Raw genomic sequence first — 16,128 nt, forward strand, 5'->3', positions numbered from 1 at the left:
GTGTTGCACAAGTCGGTGTCGGAGGCGGCCGTGGTCGGCTTTCCACACGAGAAGAAGGGACAAGGCATTTACGCCTACGTGACCTTGATGGAAGGCGTGGAGCCGAGCGAGGAGCTGGAGAAGGAACTGGCGCAACTGGTGCGCGACGAGATCGGGGCCATTGCCAAGCCGGACGTGATTCAGTGGGCGCCGGGCCTGCCCAAGACGCGCTCGGGCAAGATCATGCGCCGCATCCTGCGCAAGGTTGCCGCCAACGAAGTCGATGAGCTGGGCGACACGTCTACCTTGGCCGATCCATCGGTGGTGGACGATCTGGTCGAGCATCGGGCGAGCAAATAGCGGCGAATTCGTACGCGCCCGGGATCGCGTCTGTACGGTTCGCTGTTGATAACAGCGATCTTCCAGTTATCGTGCCCATGCACGGCTTTGTTAATTTCTTCGCTTAGGGTCTCTATCATGACAAACGGACATACCCTTCGTAATGTCGCGATCGCGTCGCTCGCCGCCAGCGTATTTTTGTACGTACCGCAGTCTGCCCGTGCGTTCGACTTCGAGGCTGGTAAAACGGTCGTCACGATCGGCGGTTTCGCCAAGCTGAGTGCTATTTATAACGACGCCAGCGACGGCAGACAGACAGGATAAGATTCGGCGCTGGGCACCGACTTCTACCTGCCGTTCACGGTGCCGGTGGCCGGTGACGGTGAAAGCCATCAGACCACATATGCGAGCGCCAAGGAGAGCCGGCTCACTTTAGATAGCGCGACCGACATGAATGGCAACGCGTTGACCACCTATTTCGAGATAGATTTTCTGACCGCCGATACGGGCGCCAACGAAGCATTCACGAACTCATTCAGCCCGCGGTTGCGGCACTACTACTTTACGTTTAACGACCTGCTGATGGGGCAGACCTGGTCGACCTTCCAGAATGACGACGCGCTGCCGGAAACGCTGGATTTCGTGGGGCCGGCCGAGAGCACGATCTTCGTTCGTCAGCCGCAGATCCGCTACACTTGGGGGGCCTTCGACTTTGCCATCGAGAATCCGGAGACTGAGCTATACCAAAACGGCGGACCAACCGCATCGGACCCCGAAAGTGGCGATGTAAACGTGTTCCGCCTGGGCACCCGGACCAATGACGGCCGCATTCCGGATTTCGTGGTGCGTTATAACCTAGAAACCGATCTTGGTTCGTTCGCGCTCGCGGGGCTCGGCCGGACGCTTACGGTCGATAACGGCAATCCTGACTTTCTCGACCAAGATGACACTCAGCTCGGGTATGGCTTGAGCCTCTCAGGCGTGGTGCCCGTCGGTGAGGAGGATGAGATGGTGTTCCAGCTTAATGGCGGCGACGGCATTGGACGCTACATGGGGTTCGGTCCCGCCGACGGCGTGATCGATGATACCGGCGAGATCGAGTCAATTCCGCAATATGGCGGGTACTTCGGCTATACCCATGCATGGAGTTCAAAATGGCGCTCCAACGTCGTTGGCAGCTATCGTCAGATCGACAATCCGGTTGAATTCACCGGTACGAATGCCGAAAAGCAGGCTTACAGCTGGCATATCAATTTGCTGTATTCGCCGGTGGAGCCGATCACCTTCGGCGTTGAATTAATTCATGCCGAGCGTGAACTGGAAAGCGGCGCCAACGGTAACATCAATCGCCTGCAGGTATCGGGCATCTACGAGTTCTGATGTCCTGACTCTGAACGCGTTTGCGCTGGTCATGGAAATGTTGAGCACAGCCCAACTGACCACGCTTAAGTTATTTCTAGACAAGTCGTCAATGCGAGGATCGGCTCGACGTGCCAATCCAGGAAGTGGCTGATCAACGGATATTCTAGATTGCTTCGCTGCTCGCAATGACGATTGAGGCGGCTTGTTCAGAGGCTCCCCAACTTATTAGCCTTGAGCGTCAGGCATACACTCGCGTACGCGCTTGAGCCACGCATGGCGCTTTTCGGTTAAACCCGCCGCCGTGAACCGCGTCAGCACCTCGCTGGTGACGCCGGGCAGCGACGCGCTTCGGGCTGTGTCGTGGTACTCGCCGGTCTTCCTGTCAAGCGTGTGTATGCTGATGCTATTACCGTCATGACGCCAAACCTCGGGAACGCCCACTGCCGCGAACACAGGAAAGCGCGGTAGCGACACGTTCGTGATGTCAATTTCGATCACCAGATCCGGCGGCGGGTCGATGGTCAGATCGACTGCGTCATTGCCCCGCATTCGCTCCGCATTTTCGATATAAAAACACGAGTCGGGCTCGAAGCCGCTTGCCAGATCCTGGCGTTTGAAGGTTGTCGAGCCTGCGCCCATGATGTCGATGTTCAGCTGCTCGGCAAGTATCTCGACCAGGGACGCAATGATACGGTTAATGATTTCGTGCCTGTACGAAACGATCATGATTTCCAGCATCCCCCGGTGATAGACAAAGCGCGTGCCCGTGCTATCTCCATGCTCGCTGAGCAGCCTCTCGTACGTCTCCCAGGTGATATCGCGCAGTATGACTTGCCCGGCGACCTGGCGCGGTCGGCTCAATGCTGTTGCCATCGTTCGATATCCTCCGTACGTTAGCGCTACACGCGACCTTCACCCGCAGCCTCAATTCTATCACCCGCCCACAGGTCTTTCCGTTAACGCAGCATGAATGTCTTTCGATGATCGGCCTCGGCAAGGCGCCGTGCGATGACGGTGTTATCCAGTCCAGCGAGCAACATTCCGAATGTACGCAGGCGGCGAAACCGTGGGTGCTGGCGGCGACCATTCTGGGATCGAGCATGGCGTTTATCGACGGCTCGGTGGTCAACGTCGCGCTGCCGGCGATTGCGACAGATCTCGCCGCCTCGGTGGCGGGCATGCAATGGGTGGTCAATGCGTACGCGCTGCTGCTCGCGTCGCTAATTCTGATCAGTGGCGTGGCGGGCGATCGCTTCGGGCGGCGGCGCGTGTTCGCGCTCGGCATTGTGCTGTTCATGCTTGCGTCAGTATGGTGCGGGCTTGCGGCCGACGTTGAACAACTGATCTTCGCGCGGGCAGTGCAGGGTGTGGGCGGGGCCATGCTGGTGCCCAGCAGCCTCGCCATCATCAGCGCGACTTTCGAGACGCACGAACGAGGCAGGGCGATCGGCACATGGGCCGGTTTTTCGGCTGTCACCGCGGCGCTCGGACCGGTGCTGGGCGGGTGGTTGGTAGACGCGGTGTCGTGGCGCGCGATTTTTTTCATCAACGTGCCGCTTGCCCTTCTGGCGCTTATGATTACCTTAACGCGCGTGCCGGAGAGTCGCGCTAATCAAGAAAACCCCGCGCTGGACTGGCGCGGCGCCTTGCTGGCGGTGACGGGGCTAGCGGCGCTGACTTACGGCCTGATCGTCGCCGCCGAACTGGGCTGGAGTCACGCGGTCGTGATCGGCGCGCTGCTTGCCGCCGTGCTGATCCTGAGCGTATTCCTGCGGGTCGAAGCGCGCGCCGCGTCGCCCATGCTGCCGCTGACGCTGTTTCGTTCACCCACGTTCAGCGGCGCGAATCTGATGACCCTGCTGCTTTACTTCGGCTTAAGCGGCAGCCTGTTTTTCCTGCCATTCAATCTGATTCAGGTGCAGGATTATTCGGCCACGCAGGCGGGCGCGGCGTTTCTGCCGTTTACGATCATCATGGGCGGGCTGTCGCGCTGGGCCGGCGGATTGCTGGCGCGATACGGCGCGAGGCCGCCGCTCGTTGTGGGGCCCGTCGTCGCCGCCTGCGGTCTCGCTCTGTTTGCCTGGCCGGGCATCGGCGGCTCGTACTGGACGACGTTCTTCCCGGGCATGGTGGTACTGGCGCTGGGCATGACAATCAGCGTCGCGCCGCTGACCACAACGGTAATCAACGCCGTGGATAACCGTTATGCGGGCACTGCCTCGGGTGTCAACAACGCGGTGTCGCGCACCGCCACCTTGCTCGCGGTCGCGGTGCTGGGTGTGGTGGCGCTGCAGGTCTTTCGGGTCAGCCTGGATGAGCGCCTGATGATGTTGAATGTCCCGCCAGCAATCGAAAAAATAGTTGTCCGCACCAGCGATCGCCTGGCAGGTGTGCAGGTGCCCGCGAACGCGACGCCGGCAGCGCGCGAGGCACTGCAACGGGCGGCGGACGAATCCTTCGTTACCAGTTTTCGCGCCGTGATGCTGACCGCCGCCGGCTGTGCGCTGGCGGGCGCGGCATGCGCTGGCCTGATGATCGCGCCCGCGACCGGCGGCGGTCAAAGGCGCCAGGGCGGAGCCACCTTCAAATCAGGCGTAAACCCAGGTCCATAAAGTATGAACATCGGAATGAAGCTTGCCACTCGCATTGGGAGCAGCCACTGATGGCCGGAATCAGGGATGTCAAAGCCTGTGTATTCGACGCCTATGGAACGCTGTTCGATGTGCACTCCGCCGTTAAACGATACCGTAAAAGAATAGGCGAACACGCCCAGCCCCTGTCCGTATTGTGGCGCACCAGGCAACTGGAATATACCTGGCTACGCAGCCTGATGGGCGCGCACGCGGATTTCTGGCAGATCACGGGCGACGCCCTGGACTATGCCATGCGAACTTATGGTCTTTTCGATGGGCGGCTGCGTGAGGATCTCATGCGCGCTTATCACGAGCTCGATTGTTATCCGGAGGTAAAGGATTCCCTGGCGGCGCTCAAACGCCGCGGCATCAGAACTGCCATTCTCTCCAACGGCACGCGCGGCATGATCGAGGCGGCCACCGCCGCGGCCGGACTCGACGAGCTCATCGACGACATCTGCACGGTCGACGAACTGCGCATCTACAAACCGCACCCGAAGGTTTATCGCCTGGCCTGCGAACGCCTCGCGCTACCGGCCGAACGAATCAGCTTCCAGTCGGCCAACGCCTGGGACGCCGCCGGCGCGGCTTACTTCGGCATGCGTGTGGTGTGGATCAATCGCGCAGGCGCACAACCCGAGCGAATTCCGAACCTCCCCGACGCGGAACTCGCGAGCCTCGCCGGGTTGCCCGATCTCATCGGCTGACCTCACACCGGACTGCCGGCTCTCTCGTTTGCCAGCTCACTGTTGGGACTTTTGGTGCTGCGATGACTAGAATAACCTTGACACTATCGCGCGGAGGATCGGTCATGCCGCAGCACGACTATCAAACCGTCTACAGTCGCTGGTTGAGTGATCCGCAAGGATTCTGGAGCGAGGCCGCCGAGGCCATCCACTGGGACCGACCCTGGGACAAGGTGCTGGACGACGGTGACAAACCTTTCTATCGCTGGTTCGCCGGCGGGCGCCTGAACACCTGCTATAACGCGCTGGATATCCACGTCGATCAAGGTCGCGGCGAGCAGCCGGCCCTTATCCATGACAGCCCGGTCACCGATTTGATCAGGCGCTATTCTTATCGCGAATTGCGCGACACAGTGGCATTGTTCGCCGGGGCGCTGCGCGATCAGGGCGTGGCCCGCGGCGACCGGGTGATCATTTACATGCCGATGGTCCCGGAGGCCGTGATCGCCATGCTGGCCTGCGCGCGACTGGGCGCGATTCACTCGGTTGTCTTCGGCGGTTTCGCCGCCAATGAACTGGCCACCCGCATCGATGACGCACAGCCCAAGCTCATCGTCACCGCGTCCTGCGGCGTCGAGCCGGGCCTCGTGATTGAATACAAGCCGCTGGTGGACAAGGCGCTGGCGCAGGCCAGACACAAGCCGGACGGCTGCATCGTCCTGCAGCGGCCGCAGTGCCGCGCGAAGCTTGTGGCAGGCCGCGATTTCGACTGGCAGGATGCGATGGCGAGCGCCACGCCGGCCGATTGCGTGCCGGTCGCGGCGACCAATCCGCTCTATATTCTTTACACCTCGGGCACTACCGGCAAGCCAAAAGGCATCGTGCGCGACAACGGCGGTCATGCGGTGGCGCTCAAGTGGTCCATGCAAAACATCTACGACGTGGCGCCCGGCGACGTGTACTGGTCCGCATCCGACGTGGGCTGGGTGGTGGGTCATTCGTACATCGTGTATGGCCCGTTGCTGCAGGGTTGCACCACCATCATGTACGAGGGCAAACCGGTCGGTACGCCGGATGCCGGGGCCTTCTGGAGGGTGATCGCCGAGCACAAGGTGAAGGTGATGTTCACGGCGCCCACCGCGATTCGCGCCATCAAGAAAGAAGATCCCGAAGGCGAGCACGCCGGGCGCTATGACCTGTCGGGATTTCGCACCCTGTTTCTGGCCGGCGAGCGCTGCGACGCGGATACGCTCGAGTGGGCGCGAGATCTGCTCAAGGCGCCCGTCATAGACCACTGGTGGCAGACCGAGACGGGCTGGGCGATCGCGGCGAATTGTCTGGGTATCGAACACCTGCCGGTCAAGCCGGGCTCGCCCACCCGGGCTGTTCCAGGCTATGACGTGCGCATACTGGGGCGCAAGGGCGACGAGATGCCGCCGAATGAAATGGGCGACTTATGCATAAAATTGCCGCTGGCGCCAGGCTGTCTGCCGACTTTGTGGAACAACGATGAGGGCTATAAAGCGGCTTATCTCGAGCGCTATCCCGGCTATTACCTGAGCAGCGACGCGGGCTATCTCGATGCCGACGGCTATCTGTGGGTGATGAGCCGCACCGACGACGTGATCAACGTGGCCGGGCACCGGCTGTCTACGGGTGCCATCGAAGAAGTGTTGGCGGCGCATCCCGACGTGGCGGAATGCGCCGTCGTCGGGGTCGCCGATCCGCTGAAAGGTCAGCGGCCCGTGGGCCTGGTGGTGCTCAAGAGTGGCGTTGGGCGCGATGAGGATGAGATCAGATCAGAGCTGGTGTTACGCGTGCGCGAGCAGCTCGGGCCGGTGGCCGCGTTCAAGCTCTGCGCCATGGTGCCGCGCCTGCCCAAAACCCGCTCCGGCAAGTGCCTGCGTGCGGTGATGCGAAAGATCGCCGATGGCGAGCCTTACACGAGCCCCGCGACCATCGACGACCCCGCGATCCTGCGCGAGATCGCCGACTGTCTGAAGAAGCTGGGTCTACCCCTGCAGGCGTAAATAAACCTAAGGAAGGCCCGCCTCCATTTGCAGCGAAGAAGACTATGAGCACAACCAAAAATACTGGCAAGAGTACCGGGGGCCTGCGCGGCCAGTCCGCGGGCGAGAGCGCGATCGCGACGGTGGGGCTGGAAGGCCACGGTCTGACGTATCGTGGCTACGATATTACGGAGCTGGCCGAGCAGGCGACGTTCGAGGAAGTCGCTTATCTGCTGATATACGGCGAGCTGCCGTCGGCCGACGGCTTGCGCGCTTACAAGACGCGGCTCAAGGAACTGCGGGGCCTGCCGCCTGCGCTTAAAGAAACACTGGAGCGAATTCCCGCGAATGCCGCGCCCATGGACGTGCTGCGCACCGGTTGCTCGATGCTGGGTACACTAGAGCCCGAAAAAGAGTTCAGCGCGCAGCGCGACGTCGCCGACCGCCTGCTCGCGGCGTTCCCGTCGATGCTGTTGTACTGGTATCACTTCGTGCACAGTGCCAGACGCATAGCGACCGAGCACGAAGACGACACCGTGGGCGGTCATTTTCTGCATCTGCTGCACGGCAGCCCGCCGAGCCCGCTGCATCGGCGCGCCATGAACGTGTCCCTGATCCTGTATGCCGAGCACGAGTTCAATGCTTCGACGTTCGCCGCGCGCGTGTGCGCCGCCACACTTTCGGATTTTTACTCGGCCGTCACCGGCGCCATCGGCACCTTGCGCGGGCCGCTGCACGGGGGCGCCAACGAGGCCGCAATGACGCTCATCGAGCGTTTCGACGACGCCCCACAGGCGCGCCGCGGCTTACAAGAAATGCTCGCGCGCAAAGACAAGATCATGGGCTTTGGGCACGCGGTGTACCGCGAATCCGACCCCCGCAACGCGACGATCAAGGCGCTGGCAAAGCAGTTGTCGGACACGGCCGGCGACACGCGCCTGTTCGCCGTGTCGGAGGCCATCGAGAGCGTCATGTGGGCCCAGAAGAAGCTGTTCCCCAATCTCGACTTCTACAGCGCATCGACCTATCACTTCTTGGGGGTGCCGACGCCGCTCTTCACGCCCATCTTCGTGATCTCGCGAGTTGCTGGCTGGTCGGCGCATATCGTCGAGCAGCGCGGCAACAATCGATTAATCCGTCCCAACGCGGATTACATCGGCCCGCCCGCGCGGCCTTATGTGCCCATCGAACAACGCAATTCGTAGCCGTAGGCGCTGCCTAAGCGCACCGCGCGACGCGCGCAGTGTACGCGCGCGAACGGCGCACCCTACTACGCCTTAAGCCGCGCCCTGCAGGCTGCAAGAGGTTAATGCATGTCAGACCGCGCAACCCGCGAAGCCAATCGCCCGGCGCCGGATTCGGTGCTGACGGACATCGCCGATTTCGTTCTGAATTTCGATGCCGCGAGCCCCGAGGCACGCGAGACGGCGCGCTATTGCCTGCTGGACTCTTTAAGCTGCGGCATGCTGGCGCTCTCGTATCCCGCGTGTACGAGACTGCTGGGTCCGCTGGTGCCGGGCGCACAGATGCCGGGCGGCGCGCGGGTGCCGGGCACGTCATACGAGCTCGATCCGGTGCGGGCCGCGTTCAACATCGGCGCGATGATCCGCTGGCTGGATTTCAACGATACCTGGCTGGCCGCGGAGTGGGGTCACCCTTCCGACAATCTGGGCGGCATTCTGGCGACGGCGGATTACTTGAGCCGTACGCGCGCGGCGCAGGGCGAGGTGCCGTTACACGTGGGCGACGTGTTGACCGCGATGATCAAGGCCCACGAGATTCAGGGCGTCATCGCGCTGGAAAACAGCTTCAACGGAGTGGGGCTGGATCATGTCTTGCTGGTACGCGTGGCCAGCACCGCGGTGGTCACGGCCATGCTGGGCGGCAATCGGGAACAGGTCATTAATGCGGTGTCGAATGCGTGGGTCGACGGCGGCAGTCTGCGCACGTATCGTCACGCGCCCAACACCGGCTCGCGCAAGAGCTGGGCGGCGGGCGACGCCACCAGCCGCGCGGTTTGGCTCGCGGTAAATGCGCTGCGCGGCGAAATGGGTTATGCATCGGCGCTGTCGGCCAGGGAATGGGGCTTTTACGACGTGCTGTTCAAGGGCAAACCTTTCGCCTTCGGGCAGGGCTACGGCAGCTACGTGATGGAAAACGTGCTGTTCAAGATATCGTTCCCCGCAGAGTTCCACGCGCAGACGGCGGTGGAGGCGGCGCTCACGTTACATCCACAGATCAAAGACCGTGTCGCGAACATCGACCGCGTCGTCATCGAAACTCAGGCAGCCGGCGCCCGCATTATCGATAAAACCGGGCCGCTGTCGAACCCCGCCGATCGCGATCACTGCATTCAGTACATGGTGGCGGTAGCGCTGATCTTCGGTCGTCTGGAGGCTTCAGACTACGAAGACGGGATTGCCGCCGACCTGCGCATCGATGCGCTGCGCGCGAAGATGCACGTCGAGGAGAATTCACGCTTCACGCGTGATTACTTCGATCCGGCCAAACGCGCCATAGCCAATGCCGTGCAGGTATTATTCAAGGACGGCTCGCATAGCGAGAGGATCGCGGTCGACTATCCGCTCGGCCACCGTCGACGCCGCGCCGAAGGTATGCCATTGCTGGTGGACAAGTTCAGGCGCGCCATCGCGACTCGCTTCCCGGCGCGGCGTTGCGAAGAGATTGCGCGGCTATGCGAGGATCAGCAGCGGCTGGAGGCAATGCCCGCGCAAGCGTTCATGAACCTGTGGGTTGTTTAATCTCCTGTCGGTAGAGCGACGCGCCACTGCAGGACGCGGCTGGTAATGTGACGGCATTCGTAGATCCCGCGCTGCCGCATGTCGGGTACAGCGGCGCGGGCTAAAGGCATCTGGATCCCGCTGCCGCTAAAATCCGGATGCGTGAAATAAGAGCGCCTCGACTGTGGTCGAAGCGCCTTATGCCGAGCAGATGGTAGTTTACTTGCCCTTGAACTTGTCCTTGACCTCGCCTTTAGTCTCTTTCAGATGGCCTCTGCCTTGTTGTCCCTTGCCCTCGGCCTCACGGTCTTTATCGCCCAGCACCTTGCCGGCGGTCTCTTTGATTTTACCGACAACTCGATCAGCCTTGCCTTCGGTTTTGTCTGTCTTGGGATCTTTCATGTCATGCTCTCCTGGTGTGTGGGGTGGGTTAGGCGCGCAATGCCGTAATCCACCGGCTTCGTAATCATCTGTGAGTAATCTCGGATCGCTCCTGGATAATCCACGCGACGGCTAGCGTTTCAAACGCGACGCTATCAGAGCGCCGGCGGCGAAGGCGATCATGATAGTTGCCACGGGATAGTGGAATGTGAGGTCGGCTAAGTCCCGGTAGGCTTCGCCCGACCGGCGCCGCAGCTGACGCGCGGAATCTCGCACAACTTCTCCCGCGTCGGACGCGGTTTCTCGCGCGCGTCTTTCCAACTCCGCAGCGCCCTCGGCCCCTCTTTCAACGACTTCGCTTGTAGAGTCGGCAACCCGGTGGCGCCTGGATTCAGATCTTTTGAACATGGGTACCCCTTTGCAGTGTTCGTGATCGAGCTCAACGTACTCGGCCGCGCCGAATAAGGTTGACGATGGCCAGTAATACCACTGCGCCAAGGAACGCGATGAACAAGGCGGGAATGCTGAAATTGTCGCGGCTCAAGCTGCCGATGCCGAATAGCGGCGATAGCAGCAAACCACCGAGAAACGCGCCGACGATGCCCACAACAATGTTCAACAGCAGCCCTTGCTGCGCATCGGTTTTCATAACGAGGCTTGCCAGCCATCCGATGACTCCGCCGACGACGATCCAGATGATGAAATTAATCATGAGTCCTCCTGGGAGGGTAATGGTTGCCGCGATACTGTTCGCCTGTTGCCCCAATGCTTTTGCATCGCTTCGATTCAGTTGCCTCGTTGGTTACCGCCAGGGCTGTTCCGCCGCCCGACGATACTCTTCTGAGAGCGTTTCTGAATCAACCGCCAGACAAAGCGACCTATAGCGAGAAATAATGTCTTCTTCATTTTAAGTTACCCTTCCTACCTGCGAGTGGCCGCAGTGGGTACGACATCTTTGGGGATTCCGGCCGTACCGCCGAGCGCGGCCGCGACTGCCCCGAGCACAAGCGCAATAAATGCGCCGAACGCCGCGCCGGAGGCTATCGGCGCGACTTGTTCCGCGGTCTGCGCCGCCTGTTGCTGGGCTTCATCCAGCGCCTGCCCAGCCTCCCGGCGCACCTGACGGTACTGCTGCTTAGCCTCATCAACCGCCTGCCGAGCCGCTTGCTGAGCCTGTTGAGGTTGCTTCTTGACCGCCTCGGCGGCTTCAGGCGCGACAGCGGAAACGCCTTGGCCGGCAAGTTGGAGTCCTTGTCCGAGCATACCCGCAACGCCACTCGCAGCGCCGCCAACGGCCGAGGTGGCGAGATACAGGGAGAACAAAGTAGCAAGCGCCCACACAACAATGCCGTTCAAGACGCCATCCGGCTTAGTGAATACGCCGGCCATGCGGCCCGCGACATAGCCGCCAATATAAAGCGATATCAGGCTGCTTATTACGAGCCAGATCGCCGCGCCAATACCGCCGCCGGCTAAAGCGCTAGCACCCTGGGCTTGACTCATGACGCCAAGACCGATGCTCAGTCCAAGCAGGGTAAGGACAATCTGTACGACGAGCGCGACGATCGCACCCGCGAAGATCGCGCCCCATGACACACGCTTGACAACGTCGTGGTATTCCCCGGACGTTACGCTTATATGATTGGCCATGATGGATTATCTCCAGTGCTGTTCATTTTTGAGCAAGTCTTCAACCAATATTCATAGTCCAGTTTTCATTGCGTGGGAGCTATAGCATTTTCTCCCGCGACTGCTCCGCGCGCGCCGCGCCGATGGCGGTCTTCACATCTTTTTCTTCCTCTGGCGGCGGGAGCACCGCGGGCATCCCCAGCGACTCGATCCACAGCTCTCGCGTCCAACCTGTGCTGTGGTAAACGTGCTCGTCTTCCTCGTCCTCGACCTCCTCATACGCTTCCTTGAGCGCCTTGCCATTCGCACCCTTGGTCTTTTCCGCGACCTTGCCGATGAGTTCCCAATTCATATGGTCTTTGGTCTCGGCCAGCACCACGCACTCGCCCGCGACTAATTGGGCTGCATCGGGCTTGCCCGCCTTCATCGCCATTTCCATTGCCTTCACAAGCGACTCGCCGAGATGTCGGACGACCTGACGCCCCGGTGTCTCGGTGTCGGGGTCGAGGCCCAGTTGTTCAAACACCTTGAGTACAATGCGCTCGTGATTTTGGGTTTGCTCGAGATAGCCCTGCCATGCTTTCTTGAGATCTTCGTTGACAACGCACTGAAGTGCTGTCTGATAAATCTGCACACCGCCTTTTTCAGTCTCAAGCGCCTGGTACAGCAGCTCGTTCACTTGCTCTTTTTTCATTGCGGTCTCCTCGATGATTATTGATTAAGATCATTCCGCTCAAAGCGCAGAGGGATCTGTAACCGGATTAAATAAAGACGCAACCTCGGACCATAAAGGAGCCCACCCGCCGATGGGCGGCGAGTGGGCTGACTGCTGATGGGGGATCAACATTTTTAGCGGCTTGCGTGTTTGCGCCGAGCCTTAAAGGTCGTTATCCCGGCCGGGCGCCTGCTGACCTGGCTTTTCTTCATCCGCATCGTGCCCGTCCGGCTTCGCTTCGCCTGGACTGCGCTGATCGGGCTTGTCTTCGCCGGGGGCGAACTGATCCGGTTTCTCTTGCTCCGGATTTCGCTGATCCTCGTTGCCGGCATTCTGCTCCTGATTTACCATCTAGTTTCCTCCTGTGTGTTAAGCGGCAAAGTGAAGCAACTAATAAACGTTGACCACTTCGACCACCGATCAGACCGTGATCTGATCCTGACCTCACGCTAGCAGTTTCTCGTGACCCGCACTATGTACTTTGACATAGATGTTATAGTAACTGGACGTTCCGGCCGCGGTGTCGCCAAACCATGAAGCAGGTTCGCTGCTACGAGTGCCCCTTGCGTCGGCTTGCCGTCTTTAAGCCGAATACCGAGGAGGAAATCGACTTCATCGATGCGATGAAGCGGGGGCAGATTCAAGTGTTGGCCGGGCGCGAGATCGTTCATCAAGGCGATAGAGATCCGCGCCTGTACTCCGTCCTTTCCGGGTGGGCGTTCCGCTTCAAAACCTTGACGGATGGCCGTCGCCAGATTCTGAATTTTTTGTTGCCGGGCGATCTGATCGGCTTTCAGGCGCAGCTGCTCGGAGATTCAGAGCATGGGGTGGAAGCGCTGACCGACGTTGATCTGTGCGTGTTTTCACGCGACAAGATCTGGGAGCTCTACAATCGCTATCCGGAGCTCGCGTTCGACATAACCTGGCTTGCCGCGCACGAAGAGGGCATGGTCGACGAGAATCTGGTCTCCAGCGGCCGCCGCACAGCGCTCGAAGCCGTCGCCACGTTGCTGATCCACCTTTACAAACGTGCTGCAGCGGTCGACCTTGCCGTGAAAGACGGTATCGACTTTCCCATCACTCAGCAGCACATCGCCGACGCGCTCGGACTCTCGCTGGTGCATACGAACAAGACGCTGCGGCGGCTGCGGAAGCTCGGACTCTTCGGCCTGGACCAGCGTCGTCTCGTGCTGCTCGAACCGAAGGCGCTTCGAAAACTGGCTGATTACTTTGAGCGCCCGATCAATGCGCGGCCGCTGATTTGATCGGCCAAGAATTGAAACCGACAGGGACAGATCCGGACACGCTTTCACATGTCGTGTGACCTGAATGACGCGAAGCCGCTCTGGATTGTTCAGCGCGCGGTCCCGCCGTGCCGCACGCACCCGCGATTGCGCGCGCATAATGACCTCGGTATAGTCTCTGCGCTGTTATCCCGGTAATGCTCGCGGAGCGCCTTCGGCTGACGGCAAAATAATTCGCGTCGCGCCGGCGGAAGCGCGCGCTAGATCAGCGTGGGGCTTTTCGGTACCCTGGCTTGCGCTGGTGGTTCTCTGAACGATTTATCTCTGATCCACGTCGGTGCGGTCCGTGAAGGAGCGTATGACCAGCCTACACACTGACCCAGTCCCCCGCGTCAATTCGCTTTCGAAAGCGGCTTTCGAGCGCGATTTCCTGGCGCCGCTGCGGCCCGTGGTGTTTCGGCGACTGGCCAGCGCCTGGCCGGCGCTGAACAAATGGACGCCACAGTTTTTCATCGATAACTTCGGGGAGCGCAAGGTGCGGGTGTACGACGCGAGCTTCGCGCGACCCGGCCAGCATTACATGTCGAATATCGAAGTGCTGCCATTGCGCGAATTTCTGCACGCGATCCTCGACACTTCGCGGGATTTGCGCATGTTTCTTTACAATATCGCCGTGAGCTGCCCGCGTTGTTGCGTGACATTCGTTATCCCGATCTCGCGGACCATTTCTCCCGCCGCTTCGTGTTTATGTTTTTCGGCAGCCGCGGTGCGGTCACTCCGGTTCACTACGATATCGATCTCAGTCACGTCTTCTACACCTCGGTGCTGGGACGCAGGCGTATCACGCTGTTTCCGCAAACGCAGTCCGCGTATCTATATCGCCACCCGCTGACTGTACGCAGTTACGTGGATGTCGAGCGGCCGGATTTCAGCCGCTTTCCCGCGCTAGCCGACGCGTCGGGTTACGCCGTTACCGTGCATCCCGGCGAAACGTTGTTCATGCCCAGCGGCTACTGGCATCAGGTCAGTTACGAAGACGCGGGCTACGGCGTGTCCCTGCGGCTACCCAGCGAGCACTTTGCGCGGCGTTTGCAAGGGTTTTACAACCTCACGGTCGTCTCGCCCGTGGATCGCCTGCTGAACAAGCTCAGTTCGCGTTCCTGGTTTCAATTCAAGGAACGGGCTGCGGATAGCCGCGCCGCGCGGCTGGGTCGCTGAGCGGAATGACTGTGATGTCTGAGCCAGCAAGCCTCCGCGCGGTCGAAGCGTTCGCGCCTGCATTTATGCGATCGTTGCGATTTACGCTATTGATGGTGTGTGCGGCGAGTGTGGTCGCCCAGGCGGACGGTGCCGGAAATTTGATTACCGAGCCTGAAACCGGCGCGCGTTAACCGGTCGAAGTCAGATTCGAGCACGACGGCGCGCGCTATCGTCTGTCCGCCACCGGCACGGCGGTCAGAACCAAGTTCTGGTTCAACATCTACAGCATCGCGCATTATCTTGAGACCGGCCCAGAAGCCACGTCGGCGCAGGTGCTGGCGCGCATCACATGTCCCCGGATACCGCAAAGCAGGTGACCCTGGCGTTCGCGCGCGAGCTGGACGCCGAACAGGTGCGCGACGGTTTTATGGAGAGCTTCATCCAGCACGCGAGCCCTGAGGAAATACGCGCGACGCAAGCCGCGCTGCAAGCATTTCTGCGGGCAGTACACAAGGATGTAGTAGAGGGCGAACGCTTCACCGTGCGATGGCTGCCGGGCGGACGCCTGATTTCCATGTATCAGGGCGAGGTCGTGTCAGAAATTCCCAATCCCACGTTCGCGCGGGTGTGCTGGTCCGTGTGGTTCGGCGACGCGTCGATCGTCGATCGTGAACAATTGATCGCGCTGCGCGTGCTGCAACCCAATGTCTCGGTCGATAGCGGACCTGTAGACGCGGCGCGGTAAGGCGGCGCCTTCGTTTACGCGTACCAATCAGCGATAAAAAAAGCGCATAGCGGAGGAAAGCACATGGTCATCGAGAAGGACGAGATCGTGGAAGGACGTTTCAGCGTTCCGTTCCGGGTATACGGTACGGGCGAGCGTACGATGGTGTGCGTCAGTGGCGCGCAGCAGACCATGGCCGTATGGCGTACTGTTGTGAGCCATTTTTCCAAAGAATTCTGCATCGTGACCTTCGACATGCCGGGCCTCGGGCGCTCGAAGATTCTCGACGGTCCGTTGGAGATCGGCTTCGACGAGCAACTGCAAATCCTGCACCGGATCATCGAAAGCAGCGGGCGCGCCGGACCGCTGACCCTGGTGGGTGTCTCTTGGGGCACAATCGTCGTGGCTGCGTACGCGGCGCGCGCGCTCGCGGAGGTGGATACCCTGGTGCTCGCAAGCTTCGGTGTGCGTCTGAGCGAGTCTATG

At 60.7% G+C, this 16,128-nt stretch carries 18 protein-coding genes; 12 read left to right on the forward strand and 6 right to left on the reverse strand.

Annotated elements, in window-relative coordinates; genetic code table 11:
• The 3 genes from H0V34_06260 to H0V34_06270 all read left to right on the forward strand — a co-directional run.
• On the forward strand, positions 1–339 hold a 339-nt coding region (locus H0V34_06260; protein MBA2491314.1), incomplete at its 5' end, for an acetyl-coenzyme A synthetase.
• 117 nt (positions 340–456) lie between these two features.
• Entirely contained in the window at positions 457–642 is a 186-nt protein-coding gene (locus tag H0V34_06265) for a hypothetical protein (protein MBA2491315.1), read from the forward strand.
• 39 nt (positions 643–681) lie between these two features.
• Complete coding sequence (locus tag H0V34_06270; protein ID MBA2491316.1) at positions 682–1,698, forward strand: porin; 1,017 nt, start codon at positions 682–684, stop codon at positions 1,696–1,698.
• 207 nt (positions 1,699–1,905) lie between these two features.
• On the opposite strand, the gene H0V34_06275 is transcribed toward H0V34_06270, so the two are convergent.
• Entirely contained in the window at positions 1,906–2,553 is a 648-nt protein-coding gene (locus H0V34_06275; GenBank protein MBA2491317.1) for a Uma2 family endonuclease, read from the reverse strand.
• Positions 2,554–2,660: 107 nt separating this feature from the next.
• Here H0V34_06275 and H0V34_06280 point away from each other — a divergent pair, with 107 nt between their 5' ends.
• The 5 genes from H0V34_06280 to H0V34_06300 all read left to right on the forward strand — a co-directional run bounded on the left by H0V34_06280 (position 2,661) and on the right by H0V34_06300 (position 9,770).
• Positions 2,661–4,292: an MFS transporter gene (locus H0V34_06280; GenBank protein MBA2491318.1), complete on the forward strand. Its 1,632-nt coding sequence runs from the start codon at positions 2,661–2,663 to the stop codon at positions 4,290–4,292.
• Between the two features lie 50 nt (positions 4,293–4,342).
• Positions 4,343–5,020 (forward strand): haloacid dehalogenase type II, encoded by a 678-nt coding sequence (locus tag H0V34_06285; GenBank protein ID MBA2491319.1) that lies wholly within the window; start codon positions 4,343–4,345, stop codon positions 5,018–5,020.
• Positions 5,021–5,124: 104 nt separating this feature from the next.
• Positions 5,125–7,029, forward strand: coding sequence for a propionyl-CoA synthetase (locus tag H0V34_06290; protein MBA2491320.1), 1,905 nt, complete (start codon positions 5,125–5,127; stop codon positions 7,027–7,029).
• A 44-nt stretch (positions 7,030–7,073) separates the two neighbouring features.
• Positions 7,074–8,213: a 2-methylcitrate synthase gene (prpC, locus tag H0V34_06295; protein MBA2491321.1), complete on the forward strand. Its 1,140-nt coding sequence runs from the start codon at positions 7,074–7,076 to the stop codon at positions 8,211–8,213.
• 108 nt (positions 8,214–8,321) lie between these two features.
• Positions 8,322–9,770 (forward strand): bifunctional 2-methylcitrate dehydratase/aconitate hydratase, encoded by a 1,449-nt coding sequence (locus H0V34_06300; GenBank protein MBA2491322.1) that lies wholly within the window; start codon positions 8,322–8,324, stop codon positions 9,768–9,770.
• A 198-nt stretch (positions 9,771–9,968) separates the two neighbouring features.
• Here H0V34_06300 and H0V34_06305 read toward each other — a convergent pair whose 3' ends face one another.
• The 5 genes from H0V34_06305 to H0V34_06325 form a co-directional block, all read right to left on the reverse strand.
• Positions 9,969–10,151: a CsbD family protein gene (locus H0V34_06305; protein ID MBA2491323.1), complete on the reverse strand. Its 183-nt coding sequence runs from the start codon at positions 10,149–10,151 to the stop codon at positions 9,969–9,971.
• A gap of 418 nt (positions 10,152–10,569) precedes the next feature.
• Entirely contained in the window at positions 10,570–10,839 is a 270-nt protein-coding gene (locus tag H0V34_06310) for a GlsB/YeaQ/YmgE family stress response membrane protein (GenBank protein ID MBA2491324.1), read from the reverse strand.
• A gap of 212 nt (positions 10,840–11,051) precedes the next feature.
• Complete coding sequence (locus H0V34_06315; GenBank protein MBA2491325.1) at positions 11,052–11,780, reverse strand: hypothetical protein; 729 nt, start codon at positions 11,778–11,780, stop codon at positions 11,052–11,054.
• A gap of 79 nt (positions 11,781–11,859) precedes the next feature.
• Complete coding sequence (locus H0V34_06320) at positions 11,860–12,453, reverse strand: hypothetical protein (GenBank protein MBA2491326.1); 594 nt, start codon at positions 12,451–12,453, stop codon at positions 11,860–11,862.
• Positions 12,454–12,636: 183 nt separating this feature from the next.
• Positions 12,637–12,825, reverse strand: a complete 189-nt coding sequence (locus H0V34_06325; GenBank protein ID MBA2491327.1) for a hypothetical protein — start codon at positions 12,823–12,825, stop codon at positions 12,637–12,639.
• A 182-nt stretch (positions 12,826–13,007) separates the two neighbouring features.
• On the opposite strand from H0V34_06325, the gene H0V34_06330 reads away from it, so the two are divergent.
• From H0V34_06330 to H0V34_06345, 4 genes are all read left to right on the forward strand, one after another.
• Complete coding sequence (locus tag H0V34_06330) at positions 13,008–13,739, forward strand: Crp/Fnr family transcriptional regulator (protein ID MBA2491328.1); 732 nt, start codon at positions 13,008–13,010, stop codon at positions 13,737–13,739.
• Positions 13,740–14,405: 666 nt separating this feature from the next.
• Positions 14,406–14,936 carry a cupin-like domain-containing protein gene (locus H0V34_06335; GenBank protein ID MBA2491329.1) on the forward strand — a complete coding sequence of 177 codons (531 nt, stop codon included), beginning with the start codon at positions 14,406–14,408 and terminating at the stop codon, positions 14,934–14,936.
• A 331-nt stretch (positions 14,937–15,267) separates the two neighbouring features.
• Positions 15,268–15,663, forward strand: a complete 396-nt coding sequence (locus H0V34_06340) for a chalcone isomerase family protein (protein ID MBA2491330.1) — start codon at positions 15,268–15,270, stop codon at positions 15,661–15,663.
• Between the two features lie 63 nt (positions 15,664–15,726).
• Positions 15,727–16,128: alpha/beta hydrolase (locus H0V34_06345; protein ID MBA2491331.1), on the forward strand; the 402-nt coding region annotated here is incomplete at its 3' end.

The organism is Gammaproteobacteria bacterium (genome assembly GCA_013696315.1).
Lineage (GTDB): Bacteria > Pseudomonadota > Gammaproteobacteria > JACCYU01 > JACCYU01 > JACCYU01.